This is a genomic window from Endozoicomonas sp. OPT23, assembly GCF_009653635.1.
Taxonomy (GTDB): Bacteria; Pseudomonadota; Gammaproteobacteria; order Pseudomonadales; family Endozoicomonadaceae; genus Endozoicomonas_A.
In genome coordinates, this window is record NZ_PPFD01000003.1 from 930,421 (window position 1) to 953,510 (window position 23,090).

Here is a 23,090-nt window from a genome sequence, read left to right on the forward strand (position 1 = left end):
CATTGAGTTAATGCTTTTATGATAACTGCTTCAAAATACGTTATATTGTAACAATTATGAAGCAGTTAACTTTCCCACGGCATTAATGACTAACCCATATCACCCGCATAACCACAGGCACTGTATCGAAGATGCCTTGCAAGAAGCGAGAAGCCTCTGCAAGGACAAAGGTGCCAGATTGACTCCACTTCGTGAGAAAGTTCTTGAACTCGTCTGGCAGAGCCACAGCCCTATTGGTGCCTACGATATTCTTGCCGAGCTTGGCCGACTTGAGGAAAGGTCTGCACAGCCGCCAACAGTATATCGGGCACTGGATTTTTTGATGGAGCATGGCTTGATCCACCGCTTATCGTCACTCAACGCTTTTATTGGCTGTTCTCATCCGTCAGAGCAGCACAACAGCTGCTTTTTGATTTGTGAAAAATGTCACGTTGCTCAGGAGATTGAGCACCCGAGCATCGATGCCTCTCTGAAAGATTGCGCCCAAAGTCAGGGATTCAAAATCATAGACTCATCTATTGAACTCACCGGCCTCTGTCCTAACTGTGTGGGAGCAAATCAAGAATGAGTTCTCAACAGCCACTGATATCCCTGCGTGATGTATATATGAATTTCCGTGAACGGGAAGTTCTTACGAGCGTCAATATTGACCTTCAGCCAGGAGAGATTGTCACACTGATTGGTCCAAATGGTGCTGGCAAAACCACACTGGTTCGAATTGTTCTTGGCCTCCAGAAAGCGGATTCCGGTACTCGAACCGTTAAGTCTGGTTTAAGAATTGGTTATATGCCGCAGAAGCTGCATGTTGATCAAAGCATGCCGTTAAGCGTTCATCGTTTTCTGTCTCTGACCGGGCAACCAAAAAAAGAGATTTTATCCGCACTTGAACGTACCAATGTTCGTCACGTTATCGACTCCCCTGTTCACACCCTCTCTGGCGGTGAATTTCAGCGTGTACTGCTGACTAGGGCTATTCTGCAGAAACCCCATCTGCTGGTACTGGATGAACCCGTTCAGGGCGTTGACGTTAATGGTCAGACTGAGCTTTACCACCTGATCACCGAACTGAGAAATGAACAGGGCTGTTCGGTACTGATGGTCTCCCATGACCTACATCTTGTTATGGCATCCACTGATCAGGTTATCTGCCTGAACCAGCATGTATGCTGTTCCGGACACCCTCAACAGGTTCAGAAACATCCAGCTTATCTGAAGTTGTTTGGCCGTGAATCGGAAGAGCTCGCTGTTTATACCCACGACCATGACCATGACCACTCTGTTGATGGACACATTGTTCATAAATGCAAAAACAGTGACCATAATGGGGAGAAGCACTGATGTCTGAGCTTCTCTTTCATGCGTTGCTTGCCGGTTTTGGTATTGCTCTGGTTGCTGGTCCGCTGGGCTGCTTTGTAGTCTGGCGTCGTATGGCCTATTTTGGCGACACGCTTTCGCACTCGGCTTTGCTGGGTGTAGCTTTGGGCTTATTGCTGGACATAAACCTGAATCTGGCCGTTATTCTCTGCTCGCTCATTATTGCTGTACTGCTGGTTTCCATGCAGCAAAAACAGAAGATGGCTTCAGATACACTATTGGGAATACTCGCACACAGTAGCTTGTCATTGGGTCTGGTAGCGGTAAGTTTTGCGGAAAATGTTCGCATCGACATGATGTCTTATCTTTTCGGAGATCTTCTTGCGACTTCTCCAGAAGATATTTTCTGGATTTATGGTGGCGGCGCACTGGTGCTTTCTACTCTGGCGTGGATCTGGAAACCACTTCTAGCGATGACAATTCATGCTGAACTGGCGCAGGTAGAAGGCTACCCGGTACAAAGAACCCGCATAGTTTTGACACTTTTGATGGCACTGGTAATTGCTGTCGCCATGAAGATTGTCGGCGTACTACTGATCACCTCCCTGATGATCATTCCAGCAGCTACCGCCCAGCGTTTTTCAAGAACCCCTGAGCAAATGGCGGTTGGTGCCAGCTGTGTGGGTCTACTGAGTGTCTCTGCGGGTCTGGCTGCTTCATGGCATCTTGATACACCTGCCGGACCTTCAGTAGTTGTAGCAGGGTTTATGATTTTTCTGACCAGCCTTAGTTATAAAAGAGCGTAATCCGTTCAGCCGTAATGGGGCTATCGCTGTTAACTGCGTAGCCCTGTTCAGCATGCTTTTTCCAACCCGGTTTTCCCGGTTTAATCCCACGAAAAAAAACAGCTTATGCCAAGCAAAGTCCAGCCTGATACTGCAACCCAGTAGAGAGTCGGATCCTGATCACGGTAAACAACATCAAACAGGTAGGTATAACCGTAGAATAAATCCCAACCGACCCAACCCAGAAGAAAAACACCGACAACCTTCCAGAACATGACTTATCTCCAGTTTGCTGTGTACTGAAGCAGCCAAAGCTCCCCAGCGCCAAGAACAATGAACAGTAAAGTGAAGTGCCACCACTTCAGACTGGCGCTTTTAGACAACCAACCTTCTGCAACACACCAGCTAAACAGGAGCCCGAGCCAGGCCCAATTTGAAGTGACTGGAATGACCAGAAAGGCTCCCACCCCCAGGGCAAAGAACAGGTTAACCAACACCAGTACAAACACAGCCATCTCAAACGCCTCTCACAAGCTGTTAAAAAATATAACAACTTGTGAGTGCAGGTTCGTTTCCAGAATTGCTTTTTTGTCAGTTGAGGCTATCTACTGCAGTCATGACTTTGGCGAGCTTATCCGAATCAAGCGGCGGGCGAATAAAGCCCTGATAATCCCCCTGCGGATTAATAATCACCAGATTGGCACCGTGATCCACCAGATAGTATTCATCTTTCGGATCAATCACCGGTGTGTAGGGAATGTTCATCTGCACGGTCAGGTTATGAAGCTCTTTCATTCCACCTGTAACCCCGACGAAGTCTTTATTGAAATGCGGCACATAACCCTTCAGCTTTTCAGGTGTGTCCCTGCGTGGGTCAACGGTCACCATGATATAGCCCATTTTAGGAACCAGATCAGGGTTATCCTTTTTCAACAGCTTGGTCATCTGGTTAACCTGAGCCAGTGTCGTCGGACAGATATCAGGGCAAAATGTGTAACCAAAGTAAGCCAGAGTCCATTTCCCTTTCAGGTTGTCTTTGGTGAAAGGCTGATTGTTATGATCCACCAGATTTTTCATCTCGAAGCTGCGAGGCTTTTCAAAAATCACAGCTCCCATCTGCTGGAGCTGCTGCGGCGTCACGGCAGGTTTACTCATGTGTTTATAAAAAGTCAGCCCCAAAACCACTGCAATGACTGCAACCAGTAGTAAAACCGTCTTCTGAACTCTTCCTGTCATTGACGTACTCATGCGTTTGTTATTTCCGCTGTTTAGTTCTAAAGCTTAAAGCCAGAGGTAGAAGGCGTAGTGGTCCACCAGCAACACCAGAAAGAGCAACATAAGATAGCTGATGGAAAACTTAAAGGTACAAATTGCCGCATGGGGACGGCTATCGTTCTTCAATACGATTGACCACCACAGGAAGCGAGCCCCAAGTGCAGTAGCACCGACCAGATAAATCATGCCACTCATGCCAGTAATGAAGGGCAGCCAGCTCACCAATATCATGATGACTGTGTAAAGCAGAATGTGAAGCTTGGTGTACTCCACGCCATGTGTCACAGGTAACATGGGCACATCAGCCTTTGCGTATTCATCTTTGCGATGTATCGCCAGCGCCCAGAAATGCGGTGGTGTCCATGCAAAGATGATCAGGACCAGCAGCAAGGCATGACCTTCAAACTGCCCGGTCACAGCGGTCCAACCCAGCAGCGGGGGAGCCGCTCCGGCAATACCACCGATCACAATATTCTGTGGCGTAGCACGCTTGAGAATCAGGGTATAAATCACGGCATAGCCAATCAATGATGCCAATGTCAGCCAGGCTGTCAGTGCATTCACCAGCCAGATCAACACACTCATGCCAACCAGCCCAAGAGCCAACGCAAATACTATTGCCTGTGCAGGTTCTACGCGACCTGTTGCAACAGGTCGTTTGCTGGTTCGGGACATCAGAGTATCAATCTGACGATCGACTACGTGATTAATAACTGCTGCAGAACCGGCACAGAGAGCAATACCGAGGTTGCCAAAAATCAATGCATCCATGGGTACCCAGCCAGGTGTGGCAAGGCACATACCAATGACGGTGGTTAGAATCATCAGAGCAACTACCTTAGGCTTGGTGAGCTCAAGATAGTCCTGCCATTGTGCGCTTTCCTGCTGTGCAATGACCTTATTCATAATGGCCTTCCTTCATAGTGGATCTCCGCCGATTCCATCGGTCTTTTTATTCAGCCGGTAATTGAGTGCAACCAGAGTCAGCAACAAGGCTGCTCCCCCTAGGTTATGAGCCACTGCCACAGAAAGTGGCAAGTGACCAACAATATTGGTAATACCCAGCCCGACTTGAACCAGTAAGGCTAACAGCATTAGAAAAGATAGACGCTGCAGGCTGGTTCGCTCAGTAAACGACAATGAACTGCTGAATCGCCGAACTTTAAAAAACAGCAGTACCAGTATCAGGCTGGTCACCAGCGCACCGATTCGGTGTGTGAAGTGAATAGCCGTTCGAGCATCGGAATCCAGCTGTCCGCCAAGATAATTAGGGCCTATGGACTGGCCAACATCAAAGCCGGTGCTCATATCCAGTTCTGGTAACCATTCACCATGGCATTTGGGGAAGTCAGGGCAGGCGAGGGCGGCATAATTAGAGCTGGTCCAGCCACCAAGAGTGACCTGAAGCACAACCACCAAAAGGGCGAGAAAGGCAAAGCGTTTCACTTTTGCTGAGGCTTTCGATATCTCAAGCCGTTTCCAACCAAGTCCTGATAACCTCAAGGTCAAAAGTAACAACAGGCTTAATGTTGCAAAGCCACCCAGCAGGTGCGCTGTCACTACCTGAGGCCATAGCTTCAACGTCACTGTCCACATACCAAAAGCAGCCTGAAGGATAATCAGCCCCAGAGTGATAAAGGGCAGGGCAACGGGCTGACCTTCAATATGCCTATTACGAAAACTGATAACTGCAATCATCAAAACAAGTAATAGCAAACTGCCAGCTACGTAACGATGAACCATTTCAGCCCAGCCTTTCTCTACTTCTACCGGCGCATCGGGAAAGGCCATCTCGGCTACTGCTATTTCCTGAGATGTTTCCGGCACAGTCAGAAAGCCGTAACAGCCGGGCCAGTCCGGACAACCAAGGCCGGCATGGACCAGCCTTGTATAAGCTCCCAAACCCACGACAACGACTGCCAGCAAGGTGGCAAACAGGGAGAGGTTGTATCCTTTTTTTGTTGTTTTCATGGCTTAACCTCAACCACTAATTAAGTGCCTCTAAGCACTTAATGGAATTCCTGATCGTTTATTCGCCCGCCTGCAGCGGGTAAATAAACTTTAAATTCGTTACCAGCCAGCTATTCAGCCAATACTGGATGCTTTTAATAATTTTTGAAGATCCTTAATCAGATCACGACCATACTGGCCTGCTTCGTACTGCATCATAATGTTGCCGAGGGGATCGACGATGTAATAACGGTTTGCTGGCCACTCAGTTTTCTTCAGTGTTTCAAGTACAGAAGCCTTATCAGCCTTTAACCAGAAAACTTCGGGATGTTCTTCCTGCAAGCTTGATGCGGGAAGGCCAGAACCCGAAATGAAAAGCCGCACAACCCGATCTGTTTCACGACCTAGAGCCACATGGGCCTGACGGGTTTGATAAAGGCTTTCCTGACAAATATCACTGGTGCAACCTGATTCACCAATGACGACTATTCCCCATTTACCATCAATCTGCTCAATATCAAAAGTTTGACCATTCTGAGAAAGGTTCATTGATTGAAAACTGGCCGGAGGCAAAAGCAACTCACCTTTATTGGTTCGCCCATCAGGTACGAAGCCGACACCAAAGAAATAGAGATACCAGGCTAAGCCCATAGCTAGAGAGGGAATAAGTATCACCAGATATAACTGCCAGCGTCCTTCACTTCGGTGATTTGAAGCAGCATGACCAGACTTTTGTTTGTAAGAACCTGGTTGATCAGAACTTGGAATGGCCGCATCCTGCATCACGGATGTTCCTCTCTATTGGTAGTGTTATTGAAGGATGTTGAACTTGCATGGTTTTTCATTTGCCACAAATAAAGCGCCAACAGCACCAGCGACATCAGAAACCACTGCACAGCATAGCCAAGATGTTTCTGGGAGCTGGTTCTGAATTCCTGAGGGCGGTATTGCAGAGCGCCTGCCTGGTCTGCATCCAGCTTGAAAATAAACATGGGTACGGATTTATTAAGTGCGTCTGAGACTCTGTTGAAATCAATACTTTGAATTCGTTTTGGCCAGTCTTCTCCCCAGTAATCCTGACCTAGAGTGAAACTGTCACCCAGAAGACGGTAGAGACTTCCTTTGATTTCCAGAGGCCCTGAAGATGTTGTGATATCAGGAAGAACATCCCGAAAGCCTGATACCAGCCAGCCACGATTGATCAACAGCCAGCGACCACTCTCAGTGACGAATGGCATCAACAGGTCATAGCCTGCCTGCCCGTTATGAATCTGGTTATCATGGAGAAAGTACTGGTCAGAAACAAAACGTCCACGGACTTTTACTGGCAAATACATAGGGTCGGCGTAGCGGTTAGCCTCAAAAAGAGACATCACTGGCATCTCAAGCCTTTCCTTAAGGCTCAGCTCCAGATCAAGCTTTTCCTGATATCGGGATAGCTGCCAGAAACCCAGTTTTAAAAGTACAGGCAGGAGCAGTGCCACCAACAGCGACAACTTGACTCGATAACTGAATCTATACTTCAACATCCGGTGCTCCACCACTTTCGTAAACTGGCATCCTGTTTGATGCTGCTGTTAAGCTGGTCGTAGCTTTTAATACCAACACTGGTATTTGTTCAGTTACATCAGCAGGATGCTATTTATGTGGTTGAAAGTTCTTATTGTTATTCTTTTCTTCGGTGTCGTTTTCTGCCTCGGCAGAGGACTCTACTTTTTGCTCACAGGCCACAGTGACTCTGAAAACAGTGGCTCAGAAAAACTGGTGAACTCACTGACGGCTCGAGTCAGTCTTACGGCATTGATTCTGTTGATTATTGTTGTCGCCTGGCTGTCAGGAGATATTCACAGCCAGGCACCCTGGTTAAATCGTTAAATTAAATAGACAAAGATAAACAACCCTATCCACACCACGTCTACGAAGTGCCAGTACCAGCTGGCTGCTTCGAAGCCGAAATGGTTATCCGCTTCAAAGTGACCTTTGTAAATTCTGATGGTCATTATCAGCAGCATGATGGCGCCAAGAGTTACGTGGGCACCATGAAACCCAGTGAGAATGAAGAAGGTTGAACCATAGATACCGGCACTCAGTGTCAGACCCAGGTCGTTGTATGCCTCTGCGTACTCCTCAGCCTGAAAGAACAGGAAAGCAAAACCCAGAATCAGCGTCGCAACCATCCAGACTTTCACTTTATTGCGTTCATTCTTTCTCAGAGCATGATGCGCAATGGTCAACGTGATACTCGAAATCACCAGTAACACAGTGTTCAACAAGGGCAGATGAAACGGATCAATTAATCCTTTGGCACCGGGGAAATTCTGGTTGTCCGGGTTATTGACCAGTGGCCATTCAGCCACAAAGTCAGGCCAGAGAAACTTGTGAGTCATGGCTCCGTCACCTTCTCCTGCCAACCAGGGCACAGAAAGCGAACGAACATAAAACAGGGTTCCAAAGAAGGCGGCAAAGAACATTACTTCCGAAAAGATAAACCAGCCCATTCCCCAGCGGAAACTGCGATCCATCTGTGCGCTGTAAAGTCCTTTTTGAGACTCTTCAATAACATGCCCAAACCAGCCAAACAGCATGTAGGCCATAATCAGTGCACCACCAAACATGACATAGTGGGCAATGGAGTCTTTCACGCCTGCGGACATATCGTTCATCATCATCCCTGCACCGAGTAGAGTGGTGAACAGGCCTACGGAAGCAATGATCGGCCACTTACTCTGAGCCGGAACGTAATAGACAGCAGAATCAGAGGTGGCTTCACCTTCATGACCTTCATGTGCCATCGGTTATCTCCTCGTATATCAGGACGCCAGCGTCCTTTCGCCCATCGTCGTTACATCAAACAGCGTGTACGACAGGGTTAATTTGGTGATATGCCGGGGTAATGCCTGATCCACAATAATTCTCAACGGCATGACTTTTTCTTCACCCGCTTCCAACGTCTGCGTGGTGAAGCAGAAACATTCGACCTTGTGCAGGTAATTAGTGGCCTGAAAAGGCGTAACGCTGGGAATCGCCTGTCCAATCATCTGCTTTTCTGTAGGATTACGAGCCACAAATTCGAGCTCTCCTACCTGACCCGGATGAACCAGAACTTCCGTGACCGTAGGTTTAAAATCCCAACTCATTCCGGTGTTTTTGGTCGCCACAAACTGCACTTTTATGGTTCGGCTGGTATCAACCTTGGCCGTCTCGGCGTTGTAGTTGTAAGGATTCGGGTCAGTTTTACCGTTGAGCCCCGTCACTTTGCAGAAGACGTTGTAGATGGGCACCATAGCAAAACCAAAGCCAAACATTCCGCCTGCCACCAGCCCTGAACGAATCAGGGTTCGACGTGACAGATCAATCGGGCTCTTGTCATCCTTATCAGCCATTACTTCACATCCGGCGGAGTCGTAAAGGTGTGATAAGGAGCAGGTGAGGGCAGACTCCACTCGAGACCATCAGCACCGTCCCAGGGTTTGGCTTCTGCTTTTTCACCGCCTTTAATGCACTTGATGACGATAAACAGGAACAGGAACTGGGTTACCCCGAACATAAACCCACCAATACTGGCGATCATATTGAAGTCCGCAAACTGCAGTGCGTAATCAGGGATTCGCCTTGGCATACCGGCCAGCCCGATAAAGTGCATCGGGAAGAAAGTCAGGTTCATGCCAATGAACGACATCCAGAAATGGGTCTTGGCCAGAGTCTCGTCGTACATATGACCGGTCCACTTTGGTAGCCAGTAATAGGTGGCAGCAAAGATGGCAAAGATGGCCCCAGGCACCAGCACGTAATGGAAATGCGCCACTACGAAATAGGTATCGTGGTACTGGAAATCTGCAGGTGCTATGGAGAGCATCAACCCGGAGAAGCCACCAATGGTAAACAGCACCACGAAGGCAATACTGAACAGCATCGGCGTTTCAAAGGTCATGGAGCCACGGAACATCGTGCTCACCCAGTTGAACACTTTCACTCCCGTTGGTACTGCAATCAGCATGGTGGCGTACATAAAGAACAGCTCACCCACCAATGGAATACCCACGGTGAACATATGGTGCGCCCAGACGATAAACGACAGGAATGCAATACTCGCCACCGCGTACACCATGGATGTGTAACCAAACAGAGGCTTTCGAGCAAAGGCTGGAAGGATGGCAGAGACTATACCGAAAGACGGCAAAATCATGATGTACACTTCCGGATGACCAAAGAACCAGAAAATATGCTGGAACAACACCGGGTCACCACCGCCGCCGGCATTGAAGAAGCTGGTACCGAAGTGAATATCCATCAACATCATGGTCACTGCACCCGCCAGAACCGGCATTACTGCAATCAACAGATAGGCTGTGATCAACCAGGTCCAGACAAACAGCGGCATCTTCATCATGGTCATGCCGGGCGCTCTCAGGTTAAGAATGGTAGCGATAATATTGATCGCTCCCATAATCGATGAGATACCCAGCATGTGGATAGCAAAGATAAAGAAGGTGGTAGAGGGAGGCGCAAAGTCTGTCGACAATGGCGCATAGAAGGTCCAGCCGAAGTTAGGACCACCTCCTTCCATAAACAGAGTGCTCACCAGCATCACTGCCGCAAAAGGAAGTATCCAGAAACTCCAGTTGTTCATTCGTGGCAGTGCCATATCCGGCGCACCAATCATCATCGGAATCATCCAGTTGGCAAGGCCTACGAAAGCTGGCATTACTGCACCAAACACCATAATCAATCCGTGCATGGTGGTCATCTGGTTAAAGAAGGCCGGTTCGACGATCTGCAAGCCGGGCTGAAACAGCTCGGCTCGAATGATCATTGCCATGGCTCCGCCAGTCAGGAACATCGCAAAACTGAACCACAGGTACATTGAGCCAATGTCTTTGTGGTTGGTGGTCAGCACCCACCTCATCAGGCCTTTGGCGGGGCCGTGACGGTGATCGTCATGATGTGTTGTATCAGTCACAGCAGTCATGGTTTCTCCCTCACAGTCCGGCCTGTTTCGTGTTAACGAAAGGCGTCACAGTCTTGTTGTCAGGGTCCGGGGTATATTTCCCGTTTTTCCTGTAATTAAGGATTTCCTTCGGTGTCACCATCTCGCCGGTGTTATTGCCCCAGGCATTTCGCTCGTAGGTGATAACAGCGGCAATCTCGGCTTCATTCAGCTGATTGGCAAAGGACTGCATGGCGGTTCCCTTGATGCCGTTCATAAGGATATCCACATGGTCACCAACCCGGGCTTTATCCACCACGAGGTCAGCACCTTTCAGTGCCGGGAAGATAGGAGGCATACCCTGACCGTTGACCTGGTGGCATACCGCACAGGTTTTCTCATAAACCTTTTTACCGGTCGTCATCAAACGATCCATAGGCCAGTCTTCTTCCAGAATCATGCGCTCTTTGGCAGCGGCTTCCTTACGTTCAACAAGCCATTTTGCGTAGTCTTCTTCTGAACGAACATCCACAACAATGGGCATAAATCCGTGGTCTTTACCGCAGAGCTCAGCACACTGCCCACGGTAGATTCCGGGGCGCTCAATTTTGGTCCAGGCTTCATTAATAAAGCCGGGAATGGCATCCCTTTTTACAGCAAAAGCAGGTACCCACCAGGAATGAATTACATCCGCTGCTGTTACCAGAAAACGAACCTTTTTACCCACTGGTAAAACAAGAGGCTCGTCTACCTCCAACAAATAGTTTGGGTTTTTAATTCGCGAATTTTGAATTTGTTCTCGAGGCGTATTTAAACTACTGAAAAAAGAAACACCTTCACCCACATACTCATACTGCCATTTCCATTGATATCCCGTTATTTTTATATCCACTTCCGATTCATCGGTATTGTAAATATCAATCAGGGTTTTAGTGGCTGGAATGGCCATTCCTACCAAAATTAAAAAGGGTACAGTTGTCCATAAAACTTCCACCAAAGTGCTTTCATGAAACTGTTGAGGAACAGCACCTTTTGACTTTCGATGAACCAGAATGGAATAGAACATGACACCAAAAACAAGCACGCCGATGACAACGCAAATGAGAAAGATGATCATGTGAAGGCTATAGACAGAACGGCTGACGGCAGTCACCCCTTCGGTCATGTTGACGGTCCAGTCAGCCAGAGCAGAACCAGAAACAAATGTTCCTGTTAAACCGACCAACCACCCCAGACGCAAAAAAAACAACGTCTTAAGCTTTGAAGCACTCTTCATATTCGAAGCTCTTTCAGCAATCGAGTGAAAGAGAGCTGGCGTATGCAGCAGCATCATTCCCTTACATCCCCTGACTGTCTGCACAGGCCATCCGCCCGTACAGTGACTTCTTATTATTATTGAGCAGACCCAGAGTCTTGCTTTCAGAGGTGTTGGGACAGTAAGCGAAGAGGTAGAGCCAGAATGAGGGTAAGCCTGATTCCGGGTACTGCATCGTTTACTGATTTAGTTATTGTCGTTGGTCATTCCTGACCTTCACTCGGTTTCTTGCCTGAATAACCTCAGCACACTTTAATTCTTGACCTGTCTATACCTGACCGGTCAATACAACTTCAATACTTCTGCTGGAGAATCGTTATACGATCTAATACAACCTTGTTTGCCCCAGTACTCAGAATCAAAGCATTCAATATTTCAACACAAGCGACCGTTAAGCTCTGACAACGTTTTAATTCCGTTATACCGCTTCGGACCCAACCTGCAAAACACACATCACAGGAACACCCTGCAAATACCAATACCCCATAAGACGTTTATCAGTCTGACAATAATCGCTCACAGAGTATAGTCCCTGTTACTCATTAAACAACATGAGCCCTTAAAAGGAAAACCCCTTTCATTAAACTTGGAAAAAATTACTATTTTGTCGTCTATTCAAAGCATTATATTTTACTGTTTCGTATCTTTTTCTGATTTTCTGAAAATTATTTCATTTAATTTTTATGACATCTTCACAAGCTCTATCTTCATCAACGAATACACATATTGTGTGTCAGTAAATTGACTGCACAAGTTGTTGCATAATTAATAATAACACCTGAATTCAAGACTATTTCTAATCGCACTATTTTTCGATGAGTGTCAAAAAATTGGATCAAAAAACGCTTGTCTTACACTTCTGACTGTGGTCATTTAGTCACTCGGGATGACGTTGCAGTAACCAAAAATAACCAAAAGATCTGGTCAGAAGGCTCATACATAAGTAAGTTGTTTTTTTGTGCATACCTTCAGTGCCCGATTGATCGCAACGGAGAAAATCATGGATGTGCAGGCAATTCACAATCTGATCGATTGTGCCAAAGAACATGAAGTTCATAGCCGTCAGCTTCACTCTCTTGTCAGTCAGCAACTTGAGCAGCTACATCATACGATTGAGCTGCCTGAAGACATGGCTTGTGAAACCCTTCTGAAGTTTACCAACGAATATATAGATCACGTCCCCAACTTTCTTGAAGCGCTCGACAAGGCTTCAGCAGAGCTGAAGATAGAACACTTTATCTCGCCGTTTCTGAGCATTGCCGAGGAAAACTTCCTTGCACCTGTGCTTCAGGCTGAAGCTGAAACCGGCCTGTTTGACCTTCTGGACAAGGCTTACTTCGCTCACCGGCTAATCGAAGAGGTCAATGACAGCTACCTGGCGAAGACTGGCAGTACGCTGATCCCCATGAACATGACCTGGGCCAACCTGATCATTCATGCCATTCTGGGTGAAGAGTTCGGTAACGAGCTGGATAAGATAGTTGAGCAAACGGTGCAGCAGATGATGCGCTCTCACGAAATCTACAACGACCGTATGTTCAAGGACTTTGTGAATAACAGAGACACGGAACTGTGGGTAAATACCTGGTCTCAGTGGAACTGTCTGTCCAGTCGTATGGGTATTGAGCTGAAGTTTACATCTGCTGCCTGATCACAGGTCTACATGTAGAAGTAGTTGTTAATGAAGTTTACTGTTGTCCAGAATATGAACAATCTGCACATCATCACTTCTTGCCTGCTCCTGCTTTAATTCTTCTTCAGGGGAAACTCTCGTTGCCAGAGGTTTCCCCAACAAAGAAGGTTCTTTTTCCATCTCATCCGAAAAACCACAATCTACGCACTCACGAAACTGCTCTTCGTCGATTGTGTACATCTGAATGGTGTCCTGTGCGCCACAGCTGGGGCAGACAACTCCGGCTATAAACTGTTTTTTTACTGTTGTCATGATTGGCTGACTTATCTTTTACTCTGAAGCGCCAGTGTAACCGATAATACAAAATCTTAAATGCAGAAAGCCGGCTCTGGCTTAACAACACGAGCGAGAGACGAGAAGAACGAGGGCTGCTCTTAAGAAAAGTTCGTTCTTCTGGACTCAATGGCAATTCTTATCAAAGCCAGAAAAACTCCAGCCATCAACCCAAGGATAAGTCCCAAAGCTACAATCATGGTTTTTTTCGGTTTTACTGGCGAAGCTGGTATTAAAGCGGGTAAATCCTGAGAGACTGAGTTCCACTTGAGGTGTTTCAGGTCCAGCCCTGCCACCCTCTGACGATCGCCAATCAGTATACTGGCAACTGCCGGTAAATAAGGCCGGGTATCTTTAACTGGCTTACCATTGCGGCTGAACAGTTGGTATCGATTGATCTCCTGCTTTTGAATTGCCAGTTGTTCATTAAGAATACGGGTTCCCAGCATAAAGGACTTATCACCCAGTGTTCTGGAGAGGTTTAGGTTTTTTGACTGCTCAATGTTGCCAGCCTTAGCTACGGCGAGAGCATCTCGTATTGCTATTTCTTTTGTCTGGTTACTCTCTATAAAGCGTGTTTCTATCTCGGCTATTTGGCGATCAATTTTTTCCAGTTTTCGGGAGCGGTCGCTTTCCAAATTGGCCAGTAGCAGCTTTCTTGTATAGGAATAGGCCTCTGGTAGCAGGAAGTCATTAATCAGGTTCGCTGACATCGTCTGACTATCGGACTTATAACTCACTTTGATAAAAGAAATCGGACCGTTTTTCTTTTCTTCATCGGATCGCTCTATGGATAAATCTTTGGTAAATCCTTCCCAGAAAGCACTGACAGTTTGCTCCTTTTGAGAATCGGGAACACCTTCTATCGCTTTTGCTTCCAAACCGCTGGCAGTGAAAACCTTCCTCTGAACCTTGGGGGAAGTTAAAGCTCGATAGAAATGGCTGTAGGTTCTTTCAGGAGTAATAGGGTTAGCTGTTTCATCATTATTTAGCAAACCCCAGACAATATTCAGATCAGTCAAATCCGATGGGTCAGCCATATATATTTTCGTGCTGCTTTCCCAGGCTGCTGGTAGTTTGAAAGCCAGCACTGCAGCCAGAATAACTACAACCACGGTTGTAACCGTTACCAGTCTTTTATGCATCCAAAGCTTGGACATGAGTTCGAACAGGTCTATCTCATCACCGGCCTGAACTATCCCATGAGGGTGAACCTGAATAGCATGATTCGATGTTGTATTAATATTTATTTTCCTGTCCATTGGTTGCCTGAGCAAATAGTAATAGGCCATACATACTTTGTGCGGCTACACCCAAAAATAGCCCAGCAAACACAAAGTGACGATGACGAAGCAGGAAAGAAATTCAAGGTAGGGTGAATCAGAGACCAGAACAGTCGTTCCGATCTCTGACAGTCTTTTAATTAATCCCGCAATGCCTTAGCAGTGCATCAACCTGAGGCTCACGGCCTCTGAAGTTAACGAACAATTCCATAGGTTCAGCCGAACCGCCTTTCTCAAGAATCTCCTGCAGGAAGCTTTGACCTGTCTCAGCGTTAAAAATTCCTTCTTCCTCAAATTTTGAGAAAGCGTCGGCAGACAGTACTTCAGCCCATTTGTAGCTGTAGTAACCCGCCGCATAGCCACCTGCAAAAATATGACTGAAACCATTCTGAAAGCGGTTAAAGGCTGGGGGCATAATGACTGAAACTTGCTTACGCACTGCATCCAGCACTTCCTGAACCGACTTTCCTTCAGCCTGATTCTTATGCAGTTTGAAATCGAACAGAGAGAATTCCAGCTGACGAACCATCATCATCGCTGACTGGAAATTCTTGGCAGCCAGCAGCTTATCCAGTTTATCCTTTGGCAATGGGTCACCGGTTTCAAAATGACCGGAGATTAATGCCAGACCTTCTTCTTCCCAACACCAGTTCTCCATAAACTGACTTGGCAGCTCTACCGCATCCCAGGCAACACCATTGATGCCGGAAACTGCAGCGTAATCTACTCTGGTCAGCATGTGATGAAGGCCGTGACCAAACTCATGGAACAAAGTGACGACTTCATCATGGGTCAACAGGGCAGGCTTATCGCCAACAGGCGGAGTGAAATTACAGGTCAGGTAAGCAACAGGGAGTTGCAGCTTGTCACCAATTTTGCGACGAACACGGCATTCATCCATCCAGGCTCCGCCACGTTTGTGCTCACGGGCAAAGAGATCCAGATAAAAACGGCCAATGACTTCACTGCCTTTCTTCACATTGAAGAAACGAACATCTTTGTGCCAGGTTTCTACACTTTCGTCCTGTTCAAAGCTGATACCGTACAAACGGTTCACGACAGAGAACATACCATCAACTGCTATTTCTGCAGGAAACCAAGGGCGCAGCTCTTCCTGAGAAATCGCATAACGTTGTTGGCGTAACTTCTCACCGTAGTAACCAACGTCCCAAGCCTGGAGGTCTTCAGCGCCATGTTCAGCGTTGGCAAATGCTTTCAACTCAGCCAATTCTTTTTCTGCCTGAGGCTTGCTCTTCTTGGCAAGGTCTTCAAGGAATTCGATAACCTTATCCGTTGAGTCTGCCATTTTGGTGGCAAGGGAATACTCAGCATAATTATCAAAGTCCAGAAGCTGAGCCAGTTCATGACGCAGTTTCAGAATGTCATTAATGTTGTCAGTGTTATCAAATTTTCCGGCATCGGGTCCCTGGTCCGAAGCTCGGGTTGCAAAGGCTGTATAAACCTCCTCACGCAGCTCACGATTGTCGGCATAGGTCATCACCGGCATATAGCTTGGGAAATCCAGGTTCAGTAACCAGCCTTCACTATGGCCTTTAGCTTCTGCCAGTTGTTTTGCACCTGCCAGAGCTGAATCAGGCAAACCCGCCAGTTCAGTTTCATCAGTAATCAGTTTTGACCAGGCCATGGTGGCATCGAGAACGTTATCGGAGAACTTACTGGTCAGCTCAGAAAGCTTCTTCTTGATTTCTCCATAACGGACTTTCTTGTCTTCAGAGAGGGCAACACCAGCGAGTTTAAAATCACGAAGGTTGTCCTCAATGACTTTCTGCTGTGCACTATCGAGCTTGTTAAATTCACCAGACTCACTCAGGGAAAAGTAAGCTTGATAGAGCTTCTGATTCTGTCCCATTTTTGTGGAATATTCAGACAACAATGGCAAACATGAGTTGTAGGCATCGCGAAGCTCATCGCTGTTTACGACCGCATTCATATGCCCCACTGGCGACCATGACTGACTGAGGCGATCTCCAATGCTGTCCATCGGTTCCTGAAGAGAGCTCCAGCTGAACGATGTTGTTTCGTTTAATAGCTTTTCTATCGCGGCTTCGCTATCGCTGATGATCTGTTCAACCGCAGGTTTTACCTGCTCTGGAGTGATCTTTGTAAAAGGAGGAAGTTCGCATTGTTCCAGCAGTGGGTTGGTCATTGTTATCCGGCTCTCTGGTGGCAATTTGTCTTAGGTCTTGAAATCACAATGGGTGCAGTCGCCTTCTGTTTCAAGGACAATGTTTAGTCTGCAGGGTATTTCAACTATAAATACAACATTCGACCACTTTCTCTCAGAGGTAAAGGGAATCATGCCTGAAGCCATCAGAACATTTCGCGGCCATACGCCAAAACTTGGCAAAAAGGTTTTTGTTGATGAAACAGCCGTTGTCCTTGGCGATGTGGAAATCGGTGATGACAGTTCCATCTGGCCAATGGCAGTGGTCCGTGGCGATATGCATAAGATTCGCATTGGAGAACGCACCAGCATTCAGGATGGCTCTGTCCTTCATATCACTCACTCCAGCGACTACAACCCTGACGGTTACCCGTTGATCATTGGTAATGAAGTCACTGTGGGTCATAAAGCGACTCTTCATGGTTGTACCATTCATGATCGCTGCCTGATCGGTATTGGTGCCATTGTTCTTGATGGTGCAGTGATAGAAGAAGAGGTGATTGTTGCTGCGGGCTGCCTGGTACCACCTGGGAAACGTCTGGAAAGCGGCTTCGTTTATAAAGGCAACCCGGCTAAAAAGGTAAGGCCTGTGACAGATAAAGAGAAGTCCTTCTTCTCCTATGGTGCTGGTAACTACGCCCGCCTGAAGGATGAGTATCTGGCAAACTGATATAACCAAACGCTATTTTAGCCCTTAGTCTTACGGACACTCTCTATCCCGCTTCCTAGTCTGAATATTGAGAAATATGGAAAACGAACGTGAAAAGAGAGTGTTATGTCTGAATCAATACAGCCCATAGATACAAGTGCCAACTCACAAATCAATACCAATCTGGTTATTGATGAGCAACTGGACAACCAGGAAATTACTTCTGCCAAAAAAAGAGAAGAGAAGTACCACGACTACCTTGGCGAGGTCAGTGCAGAGCAAAGCAGAATGCCTGTTAAAGATAAAATGGCTCGATTGGCGTTGATAGTTGCTCAAAAGAACCTGTCTATTTAATTCCAGCGACAACATATGCTTTTCATCTGTAATAAATCCATAAGAGGTGATATAAGCTCACCGAAATTTATAACTGCTAGTCTGACTTGTTTTAATGAATAGTTTCTTTTGTGCATGGCTAAATCATCAACCCAGAAGAAATAGAAACATAAGTACTAACACCTATAATTTAAATTATTTACTTATTTGCCAACTGCCCACTCTCTAATAAGCAGTCGAGGCTATTTTTAACCACTTTGTAATCCAGGCTAGATCTGATGGATATTTTCTCCACAACAATATTGCTCTTTTTGATCATGGATCCTTTAGGCAATATCCCTATTTTTATTTCTGTTCTGAAAACAGTTCCCGAACATCGCCGCTCGAAAGTATTGATGAGAGAGATGCTCATTGCACTGTTAATTCTGGTTCTGTTTCTTTTCACAGGTGAACAGATTCTGGCCACACTTCATTTGAAACAGGAATCAGTGAGTATTGCCGGTGCCATTATTCTATTTATGATTGCCGTTAAAATGATTTTTCCTCCTGGCCGTGGCGGAGGTGGCATTATGGGTGATACACCTGACGGCGAGCCTTTCATCGTTCCTCTTGCTATCCCAATGGTGGCGGGGCCTTCAATACTCGCAACCCTGATACTGCTGGGTCACCAGCACCCACAGGAGCAATGGCAGCTGCTAACAGCTGTACTCCTGGCCTGGACTGTCAGTTCTGCTATTCTGCTGTGCTCTGGTCGCTTTATGAAATTACTGGGTGAGCGAGGTGTATTTGCCATTGAACGTTTGATGGGAATGATTCTGGTTATGATTGCAGTACAAATGTTTATGGATGGTATAGCCAGTTATCTGAGTTAATTTCTAGAAACTTAATTTCAAAACTTCTCTGCCTTTCATCAAATAAGTATAAAAGGCAGAGGGATGAAATAAATACCTATCGCACTTTTACCTAGATAATTCTGCATAAAGTCAAAAAAAAGCAATATAGTTATTCTTACAAGATCGATGCTATAAAAACCAAAAAAAATACCAGCGACAGTTACGCTTCCAATCATTTCTCCCATAAAAGTCATTAAAACAAAAAATTAACATGGAGCCTTATTAGTCTACTGCCCTATATCCATTAAAAAGTTTCTTGATTCGAAATCAAACTTTTAGTTATATTCGGGCTTCATTGATTTACGGTTCGGTTATTGCTTAAGCAAAAACCGAAGCAAAGTTAAACAACGTATGCCGTTTTAACAGGATTTGTGTAGCACCTGGCGGATATGTCGAAAGCCGTTCAAAGTATTGATTCTAATAGGTGGCACTCAGGATCGGGTGTTATTCGTCAAATCAGTTATGCACTGTCAAAAACAGTAATTGACTGAATCTCGCTCAAAAATCATAACTCCGACTAAAATTACGCGGTGACTGCATACCCGTAGCTACTGCAAAGGGGGATTTATAAAATGAAGAAGCCATCCAAGGCTCTGAAACTGGCTGGTATCCCAGCCCTGACACTGGCAGCCGCTATTGCTGCCACCACTGCTTCCGCTGCAATCGTGCCGGCTGGTACCCAGCTGTCTGACGTGCAGGAAATTACTCGAGGCAATGGTGCTGAGCCAGCTTCTCTTGACCCCCAGAAAGTAGAGGGTACTCCTGGTTCCCGCGTAACCCGTGACATGTTTGAAGGTCTGGTCACTCAAGATCTGGAAGGCAACACTATTCCAGCACAGGCCGAAAGCTGGAATGTTTCTGCAGACAACAAGGTATTCACCTTTAAACTGCGTAAAGACGCTGTCTGGTCCAATGGTGAGCCTGTAACTGCTGGCGATTTCGTCTTCGCATTTCAGCGCGCTGTAGACCCTGTTACTGCGTCTAACTACGCGTGGTACATGAAAATCCCTACCATCATCAATGCTTCCAACATCATCGCAGGTAAAGCGCCTGTAGATAGTTTGGGTGTTAAAGCTGTTGATGACAAAACCTTCCAGGTAACTCTGGAAAAAGCCGTTCCTTACTTCATCAAGATGCTGGCTCACCAGACCACTTTCCCTGTACCCAAAAAGGTTGTAGAGAAGTTTGGTGCTGACTGGACCAAGGCTGAAAACATCGTTTCCAACGGTGCCTTTGTGATGGACAAGTGGGTTGTTAACGAGCGTATCGTTCTAAAGCGCAACACCAAATACTGGAACGATAAGGAAACGGTTCTCGATCAGGTAACTTTCCTGCCAATCGCTTCCCAGACTGCTGAACTGAACCGTTATAAGGCCGGTGAACTGGACCTGACTAACGAAATCTCTTCCAAGCACTTCGTGTCTCTGCAGAAAGAAATCCCGGGTGAAATAAAGATCACTCCTCAGCTGGGTACTTACTACTACGAGTTCAACACTCAAGTAAAACCATTTGACGATGTTCGTGTACGTAAGGCGTTGTCCTACGCCATTAACCGTGACGCGATCACCAAGAGCATCACCAAAAAAGGTGAGCTCCCTGCTTACGCCTTTACACCAGAAGCTGTTGCCGGCTTTACACCACCGGCTACCGATTACAGCCTGATGACTCAGAAAGAGCGTAACAAGAAGGCGAAAGAACTGCTTGAAGCAGCGGGTTACAACAAGAGCAACCCTCTGAAACTGAACCTGCTGTACAACACCAGTGAATCTCATAAGGACGTTGCTGTAGCCGTTTCTTACATGTGGAAATCTCTGGGTGTTCAGACCACTCTGGAAAATCAGGAATGGAAAACATTCCTGGATACCAAGAACGAAGGCAAGTTCGAAGTTTCCCGTGCAGGCTGGATTGGTGACTACAATGAACCATCCACCATGCTGGACCTGAAAACTACTGGCCACGGTAATAACGATGGCAAGTGGTACAACAAGCGTTACGACCAGATTATGGCTGAGTCCAGACTGGTTTCTTCTGACGAGAAGCGTGTAGCTCTGTACGAAGAAGCTGAGAAGATTCTGGCGGAAGAGATGCCTATCGCACCAATCTACCAATACGTTACACACCGTATGGTTAAGCCTTGGGTCGGTGGTTACACCACCAAAAACGTTGAGGACAACATTTACTCTCGAGACCTCTACATCAAGAAGCACTAACCGCCCTTTTGGGTAAGCAGAAAGGGCAGGTGAAGTATTTCCCTGCCTTTTCAGCGTTTTAATACCAGCCAACGTTGATCACGACAGCTGGTATCGCACCCTGAAGGGAATCAATATCGGTACCTCTATGTTTACATTTGCTATAAAACGCTTTGCCGTTGCTATCCCGACGCTGTTCATTCTCATCACTTTATCTTTTTTCCTGATGCAGATGGCACCTGGCAGCCCGTTTACCGGTGATTTCAATATGCCGCCGGAAATTCTTGCCAACCTCGAGGCCAAGTACCACCTTAACGAGCCTCTGTGGAAACAGTTTGCCTACTACCTGAGTGACCTTCTCCATGGTGATTTGGGTCCGTCCTTCAAGTACAAGGACTACACCGTTAATGAACTGGTAGCTCAAAGCTTTCCGGTTTCCCTGACCATTGGCTCCATTGCTTTTGTTATCACCGTTATCATGGGTGTTGGTCTGGGTACTCTGGCTGCTCTGAAACAGAACAGCTGGGTCGACTACACCGTTATGACCTTCTCCATGGTCGGCGTTGTTCTGCCATCTTTCGTAATTGCACCACTGATGGTTCTGGCATTTGCCGTTGTTCTGCCATGGCTACCGGCCGGTGGCTGGAACGATGGTAGCTGGCAGAATATGGTTCTTCCGGTAGCAGCCATGGCTATCCTCTATGTTGCTGCTGTAGCCCGTATCATGCGATCAAGCATGATTGAAACAATGAACAGTAACTTTATCCGTACTGCTCGTGCCAAAGGTCTGCCAAACAGCCACATCATCTTCAAGCACGCTCTGAAACCATCCCTGCTGCCTGTTGTGTCTTATCTCGGCCCTGCATTTGTCGGCATTATCACCGGCTCCGTTGTTATCGAAACCGTATTTGGTCTGCCAGGAATCGGCCAGCACTTTGTTAATGGTGCTCTTAACCGTGACTACTCCCTGGTACTGGGCCTGACTGTAATCATTGGCGCTCTCACCATTCTGTTTACCGCGATCGTTGACATTCTTTACGGTCTGATCGATCCAAAAATCCGGGTGGGACGTTAATCGCATGGCTGTAACATCAATGAATAAAACGATGAAAGAAGACAACCAGAAAGCGGTTGAAAACTTCTCGGAAGCACTCTCCTCAGGCGGACTGGAAATCGAAGGCCGCAGTCTCTGGGCTGACGCTCGCCGTCGTTTTCTTAATAACAAAGCGGCTGTAGCCAGTATGATCATTCTGGGTATCGTTACCCTGATGGTTACTTTTGGACCATTAATCAGCGACTACGCTTACGACGAAATCGACTGGGGCTACATGGCTGAAGGTCCATCCGCTGAGAACGGCCACTTCTTTGGTACCGATTCTCTGGGTCGAGACCTGTTTGTCCGTACTCTCGAAGGTGGTCGTATCTCCTTCATGGTTGGCGCACTTGGCGCACTGGTAGCGGTACTGATCGGTACGGTCTATGGCGCCACCGCAGGCTTCATGGGTGGTCGTGTTGATAATCTGATGATGCGTGCGCTGGAAATCCTCCAGTCTTTCCCATTCATGTTCCTGGTTATCCTGATGGTGACCTTCTTTGGCCGCTCAATCCTGTTGATATTTGTCGCGATCGGGGCAGTATCATGGCTCGATATGGCGCGAATAGTGAGAGGGCAGACTCTCTCCCTGAAAGGAAAGGAGTTTATTGAAGCCGCTATTGTTTGTGGTGCAACTTCCCGTCAGATCGTGTTCCGTCACCTGATTCCAAACCTGCTGGGTATCGTTGTGGTATACGCCTCCCTGCTGGTACCTGGCATGATTTTGTTTGAGTCTTTCCTCAGCTTCCTGGGCCTTGGTGTTCAAGAGCCAATGACCAGCTGGGGCGCTCTGGTTAACGAAGGTGCACAAACTATGGATGTAGCCTTATGGCAGCTGGCTTTCCCAACAGCGTTCCTGGTTATCACCCTGTTCTGTTTTAACTTTATCGGCGACGGTCTGCGTGACGCGCTGGATCCTAAAGATCGCTAACC

The 23,090-nt window shown here is 46.9% G+C and carries 25 protein-coding genes; 11 read left to right on the top strand and 14 right to left on the bottom strand.

Annotated features, from left to right (window positions below):
* Nucleotides 1-85 precede the first annotated feature (85 nt).
* From EOPP23_RS10020 to znuB, 3 genes are read left to right on the top strand one after another with little or no spacing between them, the layout of a single operon-like run.
* Entirely contained in the window at nt 86-568 is a 483-nt protein-coding gene (locus EOPP23_RS10020; RefSeq protein ID WP_153765802.1) for a Fur family transcriptional regulator, read from the top strand.
* A complete protein-coding gene (znuC, locus tag EOPP23_RS10025) occupies nt 565-1,338 on the top strand; it encodes a zinc ABC transporter ATP-binding protein ZnuC (protein WP_153765803.1) in 774 nt (257 codons plus the stop codon). The genes EOPP23_RS10020 and znuC overlap by 4 nt, the downstream gene beginning before the upstream one ends.
* Complete coding sequence (gene znuB / locus EOPP23_RS10030; RefSeq protein WP_153765804.1) at nt 1,338-2,120, top strand: zinc ABC transporter permease subunit ZnuB; 783 nt, start codon at nt 1,338-1,340, stop codon at nt 2,118-2,120. Before znuC ends, znuB begins: the two co-directional genes overlap by 1 nt.
* Nucleotides 2,121-2,200: 80 nt before the next feature.
* On the opposite strand, the gene EOPP23_RS21345 is transcribed toward znuB, so the two are convergent.
* The 7 genes from EOPP23_RS21345 to EOPP23_RS10060 form a co-directional block, all read right to left on the bottom strand.
* Nucleotides 2,201-2,374: a hypothetical protein gene (locus EOPP23_RS21345; protein WP_194842563.1), complete on the bottom strand. Its 174-nt coding sequence runs from the start codon at nt 2,372-2,374 to the stop codon at nt 2,201-2,203.
* Between the two features lie 3 nt (nt 2,375-2,377).
* Entirely contained in the window at nt 2,378-2,614 is a 237-nt protein-coding gene (locus tag EOPP23_RS10035; RefSeq protein WP_153765805.1) for a hypothetical protein, read from the bottom strand.
* A 76-nt stretch (nt 2,615-2,690) separates the two neighbouring features.
* On the bottom strand, nt 2,691-3,347 hold the full coding sequence (locus EOPP23_RS10040) for an SCO family protein (protein WP_153765806.1): 657 nt from the start codon (nt 3,345-3,347) through the stop codon (nt 2,691-2,693).
* Between the two features lie 33 nt (nt 3,348-3,380).
* Complete coding sequence (gene cyoE, locus EOPP23_RS10045) at nt 3,381-4,280, bottom strand: heme o synthase (RefSeq protein WP_153765807.1); 900 nt, start codon at nt 4,278-4,280, stop codon at nt 3,381-3,383.
* A 12-nt stretch (nt 4,281-4,292) separates the two neighbouring features.
* Nucleotides 4,293-5,345 carry a heme A synthase gene (locus tag EOPP23_RS10050; protein ID WP_153765808.1) on the bottom strand — a complete coding sequence of 351 codons (1,053 nt, stop codon included), beginning with the start codon at nt 5,343-5,345 and terminating at the stop codon, nt 4,293-4,295.
* Between the two features lie 114 nt (nt 5,346-5,459).
* Complete coding sequence (locus tag EOPP23_RS10055; protein ID WP_194842564.1) at nt 5,460-6,107, bottom strand: hypothetical protein; 648 nt, start codon at nt 6,105-6,107, stop codon at nt 5,460-5,462.
* Nucleotides 6,107-6,853: an SURF1 family protein gene (locus EOPP23_RS10060; protein WP_153765810.1), complete on the bottom strand. Its 747-nt coding sequence runs from the start codon at nt 6,851-6,853 to the stop codon at nt 6,107-6,109. The genes EOPP23_RS10055 and EOPP23_RS10060 overlap by 1 nt, the downstream gene beginning before the upstream one ends.
* A 115-nt stretch (nt 6,854-6,968) precedes the next feature.
* Between EOPP23_RS10060 and EOPP23_RS10065 the strand changes: the two genes are divergently transcribed.
* Nucleotides 6,969-7,199, top strand: a complete 231-nt coding sequence (locus EOPP23_RS10065) for a DUF2909 domain-containing protein (RefSeq protein WP_194842565.1) — start codon at nt 6,969-6,971, stop codon at nt 7,197-7,199.
* On the opposite strand, the gene EOPP23_RS10070 is transcribed toward EOPP23_RS10065, so the two are convergent.
* Genes EOPP23_RS10070 through coxB form a run of 4 tightly spaced genes read right to left on the bottom strand, consistent with a single transcriptional unit; the run spans nt 7,196 to nt 11,584 of the window.
* Nucleotides 7,196-8,116: a cytochrome c oxidase subunit 3 gene (locus tag EOPP23_RS10070; RefSeq protein WP_153765812.1), complete on the bottom strand. Its 921-nt coding sequence runs from the start codon at nt 8,114-8,116 to the stop codon at nt 7,196-7,198. The genes EOPP23_RS10065 and EOPP23_RS10070 overlap by 4 nt on opposite strands.
* 18 nt (nt 8,117-8,134) lie before the next feature.
* Nucleotides 8,135-8,707 carry a cytochrome c oxidase assembly protein gene (locus EOPP23_RS10075; protein WP_153765813.1) on the bottom strand — a complete coding sequence of 191 codons (573 nt, stop codon included), beginning with the start codon at nt 8,705-8,707 and terminating at the stop codon, nt 8,135-8,137.
* Nucleotides 8,707-10,293, bottom strand: a complete 1,587-nt coding sequence (gene ctaD, locus EOPP23_RS10080) for a cytochrome c oxidase subunit I (RefSeq protein ID WP_153765814.1) — start codon at nt 10,291-10,293, stop codon at nt 8,707-8,709. The genes EOPP23_RS10075 and ctaD overlap by 1 nt, the downstream gene beginning before the upstream one ends.
* 10 nt (nt 10,294-10,303) lie before the next feature.
* Nucleotides 10,304-11,584: a cytochrome c oxidase subunit II gene (gene coxB, locus EOPP23_RS10085; protein WP_370514738.1), complete on the bottom strand. Its 1,281-nt coding sequence runs from the start codon at nt 11,582-11,584 to the stop codon at nt 10,304-10,306.
* Between the two features lie 982 nt (nt 11,585-12,566).
* On the opposite strand from coxB, the gene EOPP23_RS10090 reads away from it, so the two are divergent.
* Nucleotides 12,567-13,217: a hypothetical protein gene (locus tag EOPP23_RS10090; protein WP_153765815.1), complete on the top strand. Its 651-nt coding sequence runs from the start codon at nt 12,567-12,569 to the stop codon at nt 13,215-13,217.
* Nucleotides 13,218-13,244: 27 nt separating this feature from the next.
* Here the strand turns inward: EOPP23_RS10090 and EOPP23_RS10095 are convergent, their stop codons facing one another.
* From EOPP23_RS10095 to prlC, 3 genes are all read right to left on the bottom strand, one after another.
* Nucleotides 13,245-13,511 carry a YheV family putative zinc ribbon protein gene (locus tag EOPP23_RS10095; RefSeq protein ID WP_153765816.1) on the bottom strand — a complete coding sequence of 89 codons (267 nt, stop codon included), beginning with the start codon at nt 13,509-13,511 and terminating at the stop codon, nt 13,245-13,247.
* Nucleotides 13,512-13,633: 122 nt separating this feature from the next.
* A complete protein-coding gene (locus EOPP23_RS10100; RefSeq protein WP_194842566.1) occupies nt 13,634-14,794 on the bottom strand; it encodes a Wzz/FepE/Etk N-terminal domain-containing protein in 1,161 nt (386 codons plus the stop codon).
* Between the two features lie 157 nt (nt 14,795-14,951).
* Nucleotides 14,952-16,982, bottom strand: coding sequence for an oligopeptidase A (gene prlC, locus EOPP23_RS10105; RefSeq protein WP_153765818.1), 2,031 nt, complete (start codon nt 16,980-16,982; stop codon nt 14,952-14,954).
* Nucleotides 16,983-17,133: 151 nt separating this feature from the next.
* On the opposite strand from prlC, the gene EOPP23_RS10110 reads away from it, so the two are divergent.
* The 6 genes from EOPP23_RS10110 to oppC all read left to right on the top strand — a co-directional run bounded on the left by EOPP23_RS10110 (nt 17,134) and on the right by oppC (nt 23,088).
* Nucleotides 17,134-17,670, top strand: a complete 537-nt coding sequence (locus EOPP23_RS10110; protein WP_153765819.1) for a gamma carbonic anhydrase family protein — start codon at nt 17,134-17,136, stop codon at nt 17,668-17,670.
* A 105-nt stretch (nt 17,671-17,775) separates the two neighbouring features.
* Nucleotides 17,776-18,003 carry a hypothetical protein gene (locus EOPP23_RS10115; RefSeq protein WP_153765820.1) on the top strand — a complete coding sequence of 76 codons (228 nt, stop codon included), beginning with the start codon at nt 17,776-17,778 and terminating at the stop codon, nt 18,001-18,003.
* Between the two features lie 257 nt (nt 18,004-18,260).
* Nucleotides 18,261-18,854 (top strand): YhgN family NAAT transporter, encoded by a 594-nt coding sequence (locus EOPP23_RS10120; protein WP_370514739.1) that lies wholly within the window; start codon nt 18,261-18,263, stop codon nt 18,852-18,854.
* Nucleotides 18,855-19,447: 593 nt separating this feature from the next.
* The gene (locus EOPP23_RS10125; protein ID WP_153765822.1) at nt 19,448-21,085 is read left to right on the top strand and encodes an ABC transporter substrate-binding protein; all 1,638 of its coding nucleotides are present in this window, start codon (nt 19,448-19,450) and stop codon (nt 21,083-21,085) included.
* A 127-nt stretch (nt 21,086-21,212) separates the two neighbouring features.
* On the top strand, nt 21,213-22,139 hold the full coding sequence (gene oppB, locus EOPP23_RS10130; protein WP_153765823.1) for an oligopeptide ABC transporter permease OppB: 927 nt from the start codon (nt 21,213-21,215) through the stop codon (nt 22,137-22,139).
* Between the two features lie 19 nt (nt 22,140-22,158).
* On the top strand, nt 22,159-23,088 hold the full coding sequence (gene oppC, locus EOPP23_RS10135; RefSeq protein ID WP_370514750.1) for an oligopeptide ABC transporter permease OppC: 930 nt from the start codon (nt 22,159-22,161) through the stop codon (nt 23,086-23,088).
* Nucleotides 23,089-23,090: the final 2 nt, after the last annotated feature.

Coding starts and splice junctions, on each gene's coding strand:
- EOPP23_RS10020 (WP_153765802.1), top strand. CDS start 86: ATGACTAACCCATATCACCCGCATAACCACAGGCACTGTATCGAAGAT.
- znuC (WP_153765803.1), top strand. CDS start 565: ATGAGTTCTCAACAGCCACTGATATCCCTGCGTGATGTATATATGAAT.
- znuB (WP_153765804.1), top strand. CDS start 1,338: ATGTCTGAGCTTCTCTTTCATGCGTTGCTTGCCGGTTTTGGTATTGCT.
- EOPP23_RS21345 (WP_194842563.1), bottom strand. CDS start 2,374: ATGTTCTGGAAGGTTGTCGGTGTTTTTCTTCTGGGTTGGGTCGGTTGG.
- EOPP23_RS10035 (WP_153765805.1), bottom strand. CDS start 2,614: ATGGCTGTGTTTGTACTGGTGTTGGTTAACCTGTTCTTTGCCCTGGGG.
- EOPP23_RS10040 (WP_153765806.1), bottom strand. CDS start 3,347: ATGAGTACGTCAATGACAGGAAGAGTTCAGAAGACGGTTTTACTACTG.
- cyoE (WP_153765807.1), bottom strand. CDS start 4,280: ATGAATAAGGTCATTGCACAGCAGGAAAGCGCACAATGGCAGGACTAT.
- EOPP23_RS10050 (WP_153765808.1), bottom strand. CDS start 5,345: ATGAAAACAACAAAAAAAGGATACAACCTCTCCCTGTTTGCCACCTTG.
- EOPP23_RS10055 (WP_194842564.1), bottom strand. CDS start 6,107: ATGCAGGATGCGGCCATTCCAAGTTCTGATCAACCAGGTTCTTACAAA.
- EOPP23_RS10060 (WP_153765810.1), bottom strand. CDS start 6,853: ATGTTGAAGTATAGATTCAGTTATCGAGTCAAGTTGTCGCTGTTGGTG.
- EOPP23_RS10065 (WP_194842565.1), top strand. CDS start 6,969: ATGTGGTTGAAAGTTCTTATTGTTATTCTTTTCTTCGGTGTCGTTTTC.
- EOPP23_RS10070 (WP_153765812.1), bottom strand. CDS start 8,116: ATGGCACATGAAGGTCATGAAGGTGAAGCCACCTCTGATTCTGCTGTC.
- EOPP23_RS10075 (WP_153765813.1), bottom strand. CDS start 8,707: ATGGCTGATAAGGATGACAAGAGCCCGATTGATCTGTCACGTCGAACC.
- ctaD (WP_153765814.1), bottom strand. CDS start 10,293: ATGACTGCTGTGACTGATACAACACATCATGACGATCACCGTCACGGC.
- coxB (WP_370514738.1), bottom strand. CDS start 11,584: ATGATGCTGCTGCATACGCCAGCTCTCTTTCACTCGATTGCTGAAAGA.
- EOPP23_RS10090 (WP_153765815.1), top strand. CDS start 12,567: ATGGATGTGCAGGCAATTCACAATCTGATCGATTGTGCCAAAGAACAT.
- EOPP23_RS10095 (WP_153765816.1), bottom strand. CDS start 13,511: ATGACAACAGTAAAAAAACAGTTTATAGCCGGAGTTGTCTGCCCCAGC.
- EOPP23_RS10100 (WP_194842566.1), bottom strand. CDS start 14,794: ATGGACAGGAAAATAAATATTAATACAACATCGAATCATGCTATTCAG.
- prlC (WP_153765818.1), bottom strand. CDS start 16,982: ATGACCAACCCACTGCTGGAACAATGCGAACTTCCTCCTTTTACAAAG.
- EOPP23_RS10110 (WP_153765819.1), top strand. CDS start 17,134: ATGCCTGAAGCCATCAGAACATTTCGCGGCCATACGCCAAAACTTGGC.
- EOPP23_RS10115 (WP_153765820.1), top strand. CDS start 17,776: ATGTCTGAATCAATACAGCCCATAGATACAAGTGCCAACTCACAAATC.
- EOPP23_RS10120 (WP_370514739.1), top strand. CDS start 18,261: ATGGATATTTTCTCCACAACAATATTGCTCTTTTTGATCATGGATCCT.
- EOPP23_RS10125 (WP_153765822.1), top strand. CDS start 19,448: ATGAAGAAGCCATCCAAGGCTCTGAAACTGGCTGGTATCCCAGCCCTG.
- oppB (WP_153765823.1), top strand. CDS start 21,213: ATGTTTACATTTGCTATAAAACGCTTTGCCGTTGCTATCCCGACGCTG.
- oppC (WP_370514750.1), top strand. CDS start 22,159: ATGAATAAAACGATGAAAGAAGACAACCAGAAAGCGGTTGAAAACTTC.